The sequence below is a fragment of the Pseudoroseomonas cervicalis ATCC 49957 genome (genome assembly GCF_000164635.1).
Lineage (GTDB): Bacteria > Pseudomonadota > Alphaproteobacteria > Acetobacterales > Acetobacteraceae > Pseudoroseomonas > Pseudoroseomonas cervicalis.
In genome coordinates, this window is sequence record NZ_GG770778.1 from 312,808 (window position 1) to 316,953 (window position 4,146).

A 4,146-nucleotide genomic window follows, 5' to 3' on the forward strand; every position below is an offset into this window, starting at 1 on the left:
GGCAGGGGGTCGCCATAGCGCGGCGTGGCCAGCAGCGCGGCCGCCGCCTCGTCCAGGTCGCGCACCGGGATCGCCTCGGCCAGGCCAGGCCGCGCCGGCAGCAGCGGCAGCGCCGCCTCGGGCAGGCAGAGCAGCCCGGTCTCGGCGGCGTGGCCGAGGAAATTCTCGGCCGAGCCACGGAAATTCTCCGGGTTGAACACGGTGGTGCGCAGCAGGAACAGGTGGTAGCCGGACCAGTCGCGCGCCCGCAGGATGGCGGCGGCGGCGGCGACCGTGTTGCACTCCAGGAACAGCACCGGGCTGAGGCGGTCGATGGTGTCGCGCATGCCGGCGATCAGCGCCGCCTCCATGCCCTCGACATCGGCCTTGACCAGGGCGCAGGCGGGCAGCGCGAAGGAGTCGAGCGTCAGGATCGGCACCGCCTCGCCCTCGGGCGCGGCGGTGGCCGGCAGCAGGGTGATGCCGCCGGAATTGACCGGCACGCCGTAATCGATGGCGGGCAGCCGCATCTCGCCAGGGGCGTCGCCGATGCCGGCGCGGTGCAGCTCGACCTGGGCCAGCCCGTTGGCGTCCAGGCTGCGGCGCAGCAGCCCGTGCAGCACCGGCTGCGGCTCGAAGGCCAGCACCCGGCCATGCGGGCCGACGCGACGGGCGAAGGCCAGGCTGTGCGTGCCGGCATTGGCGCCGACATCGACCACCGTGCTGCCCAGGCCGATGAAGCCGCCGAGCAGGCCGATCTCCGCCTCGGCCCATTCGCCGTAGCGCGCCAGGCACTTGCCGATCGGGTCATCCTCGGCGAGGTAGAAGATCTCGCCATGCCGCGTCGCCGCAGCGGCCACGCGCGGCGCCACGCCGCGCTCCGGGCCATGGTCCGTCATGCTGTCCCACTCTCCCGCATGCCCCGGACCGTTGGTGCCGGCGGCGTTCTCCCAGGCCGGGGCGAAGCTGCCCGGCCATCCCGTCCGGCCCGCCCCGCGGTCAGGGCGGTGCGGGCCACCCTGTGCCTTGCGCGCAGCACTAGCGGCGGCGCCCGGCGGCCAGAAGCGACAGAGATATCACACATCCGTGATGCCGGGGGAGGCCCGGCCCGGGCGCCGGACATGACAACGCCGGGGGAGTGGCCTCCCCCGGCGTGTCGGCTGACCTGGCCCCCGGTGGATCGGGGGGTGGCGGTGTCAGCCCAGCCGCTCGCCATGCAGCGAGACGTCGAGGCCCTCGCGCTCCTCCTCCTCGGTCACCCGCAGGCCGACGGTCAGGTCGACCACCTTCAGCAGGATCCAGCTGCCGACCGCGGTGAAGATGAAGGTGGCGACGGTGGCGTAGAGCTGCGTCAGGAACTGGGCGAAGGAGCCGGAGATGCCGGCGGCGTCGGCCGGGGTGGCCGAGAGCGGGCCATAGGCGAAGACGCCCACCAGCAGCGCGCCGACGATGCCGCAGATGCCGTGCACGCCGAAGGCGTCCAGGCTGTCATCGTAGCCGCACCAGTGCTTCAGCGCGGTGGCGCCCCAGAAGCCGGCCAGGCCCGCCACCAGGCCGATGATCAGCGCCGGCACCGGCAGCACGAAGCCGGCGGCCGGGGTGATGGCGACCAGCCCCGCCACCGCGCCGGAGATGGCGCCGAGCACCGAGGGCTTGCCCTTGGTCACCCATTCGGCGGCGACCCAGGCCAGCACGCCGGCGGCGCCCGCCACCTGCGTCACCAGCATGGCCATGCCGGCGCGGCCGCCGGCGGCGCCGGCCGAGCCCGCGTTGAAGCCGAACCAGCCCACCCACAGCAGCGCCGCGCCGATCACGGCCAGGCCCAGGTTGAAGGGCGACATGTTCTCGGTGCCGAGGCCGGTGCGCTTGCCGATGACGAGGGCGGCGACCAGGCCGGCCACGCCCGCATTGATATGCACCACCGTGCCGCCGGCGAAGTCCAGCGCGCCGAGGGCGAAGATCCAGCCATTCGGGTGCCAGACCCAGTGCGCGACCGGGCTGTAGATCAGCAGCGACCACAGCACGGTGAACAGCGCGAGCGCGCTGAACTTCATGCGGTCGGCCACCGCGCCGGTGGCCAGCGCCGGGGTGATGATGGCGAACGTCATCTGGAACATGACGAAGACGGTCTCGGGGATGGTGAAGGCCACCGCGCCGTCGCCGCTGCCGAGGGTGAAGGGCTTGTCCCAGTTCTCGGCGATGCCGGAGAGGAACAGCTTGGACAGGTCGCCGACATAGGCGCCGCCCTCGCCGAAGGCCAGGGAGTAGCCGGCCACCATCCAGACCACGCTGCACAGCGCGGCCAGGAAGAAGGACTGCATCATGGTGGCCAGCACGTTCTTCTTGCGGACCATGCCCGCATAGAACAGCGCCAGGCCGGGGATGGTCATCATCAGCACCAGCGCGGTGCTGGTGAGCATCCAGGCGGTGTCGCCCGCATTGACCGTGGCTTCCTCCTGCGCGAAGGCCGGAGCGGCCAGCAGCAGGGTGGGGAGCAGCGCGGCCGCGCCGCGCGCCAGGATTCGCATTCTCGGTTCCATCGTCTTCTGGTGGGCGGGGAGCGGCGTCACAGCGCCGAGGCGTCCGTCTCGCCGGTGCGGATGCGCAGGGCGCGCTCCACATCCAGCACGAAGATCTTGCCGTCGCCGATCTTGCCGGTGCGCGCGGTCGAGGCGATCGCCTCCACCACCGCGTCGACCAGGTCGCTGGGCACCGCGACCTCGATCTTCAGCTTGGGCAGGAAGGAGACATGGTATTCCGCGCCGCGGTAGATCTCGGTCTGGCCCTTCTGCCGGCCAAACCCCTTCACCTCGGTCACGGTCAGCCCCTGCACGCCGAGCGGGGTGAGCGCCTCGCGCACCTCGTCCAGCTTGAAAGGCTTGATGACGGCCATCACCAGCTTCATGCGCTGCGGTCCCCTCTGTACTTCCGCGTAGCTGCCGCTGCTGATGCGAGCGCCGTGCCAGAGGCGGGGCCGGGTGGCGAAACGGGCGAAACCGTTGCGCAGCGGGACTCTGCCCAGACTCTGCGCAGAAGCCCTGCCCAGGAAATAGGCAAAGGCGGCGCTGCCGGGGGGCGCCCCTTCCGCAATGCGGCGGGCACCCCCACAATGGCGGCATGACCCAGACGATCGACGTGGCGGTGTGCATCATCGGGGCCGGGCCGGTGGGGGCGACGCTCGCCACCGCCCTGGCCAGCCAAAGCGTGGCCTGCGCCGTGGTGGACCGCGCGAAGCTGCCGCCCATGGAGCTGCCGGAATTCGACGGCCGCGCCTATGCCATCGCCCGCACCAGCCGCACCCTGCTGGAGGCGGCGGGGGTGTGGCAGCACCTGCCCTGGGCGCCGGGGCCGATCCGCCGCATCCGCTGCGCCGACGGCCTGCCGGGCGAGGCGCCGAGCCCGCTGATGCTGCATTTCGACGCCGCCGAGAGCGGCTCGGACGCCTTCGGCTGGATGGTCGAGGCGCGGGCGCTGCGCATGGCGCTGAATGCCCGCATGCGCGAGCTGGCCCACCTGACCGTGCGGGCGCCGGCCGAGGCGCGGGTCGAGCGCCACGCCGAGGGCGCCGTGGTGCAGCTCTCCACCGGCGAGACGATCCGCGCCCGGCTGGTGGTGGCGGCCGAGGGGCGGCACAGCCCGCTGCGCCGCCAGGCCGGCATCGGCACCGCCGGGCATGACTACCGCCAGCTCGGCATCGTCGGCGCCATCGCGCATGAGCGCCCGCATGGCGAGGAGGCGCTGGAGCAGTTCCTGCCGCACGGCCCCTTCGCCCAGCTGCCGCTGGCGCCGACGCCGGAACATCCCAACGCCTCGGCCATCGTCTGGTCGGAGAAGCGGGCGATCGGCGAGCGGGTGCTGGCCCTGCCGGACGAGGCCTATGGGCGCGAGATCCAGCGCCGCATGGGCGACCATCTGGGCCGCGTCACGCCGATCGGCCGCCGCTGGTCCTATCCGCTGAGCGCGATGCACGCGCTGCGCTACACCGACACGCGGCTCGCTTTGGTGGGGGATGCGGCGCATGGCATCCACCCGATCGCCGGGCAGGGGCTCAACCTCGGCTTCCGCGACGCGGCGGCGCTGGCCGGGCTGGTGCTGGAGGGCGGCGACCCGGGCGACGCCGCGCTGCTGGCCCGCTACCAGGCGGCGCGGCGGCCGGACGCGCTGCTG

The 4,146-nt window shown here is 73.0% G+C and carries 4 protein-coding genes; 1 reads left to right on the plus strand and 3 read right to left on the minus strand.

Annotated features, from left to right (window positions below; translation table 11 throughout):
* The 3 genes from HMPREF0731_RS08740 to HMPREF0731_RS08750 form a co-directional block, all read right to left on the minus strand.
* Nucleotides 1-878 (minus strand): FkbM family methyltransferase (locus HMPREF0731_RS08740; RefSeq protein ID WP_007003726.1); only part of this gene is annotated, 878 nt, incomplete at its 3' end.
* Between the two features lie 297 nt (nucleotides 879-1,175).
* Complete coding sequence (locus HMPREF0731_RS08745; protein ID WP_007003727.1) at nucleotides 1,176-2,507, minus strand: ammonium transporter; 1,332 nt, start codon at nucleotides 2,505-2,507, stop codon at nucleotides 1,176-1,178.
* Between the two features lie 38 nt (nucleotides 2,508-2,545).
* Nucleotides 2,546-2,884: a P-II family nitrogen regulator gene (locus tag HMPREF0731_RS08750; protein WP_007003728.1), complete on the minus strand. Its 339-nt coding sequence runs from the start codon at nucleotides 2,882-2,884 to the stop codon at nucleotides 2,546-2,548.
* A 212-nt stretch (nucleotides 2,885-3,096) separates the two neighbouring features.
* On the opposite strand from HMPREF0731_RS08750, the gene HMPREF0731_RS08755 reads away from it, so the two are divergent.
* Nucleotides 3,097-4,146: FAD-dependent monooxygenase (locus HMPREF0731_RS08755; protein ID WP_007003729.1), on the plus strand; the 1,050-nt coding region annotated here is incomplete at its 3' end.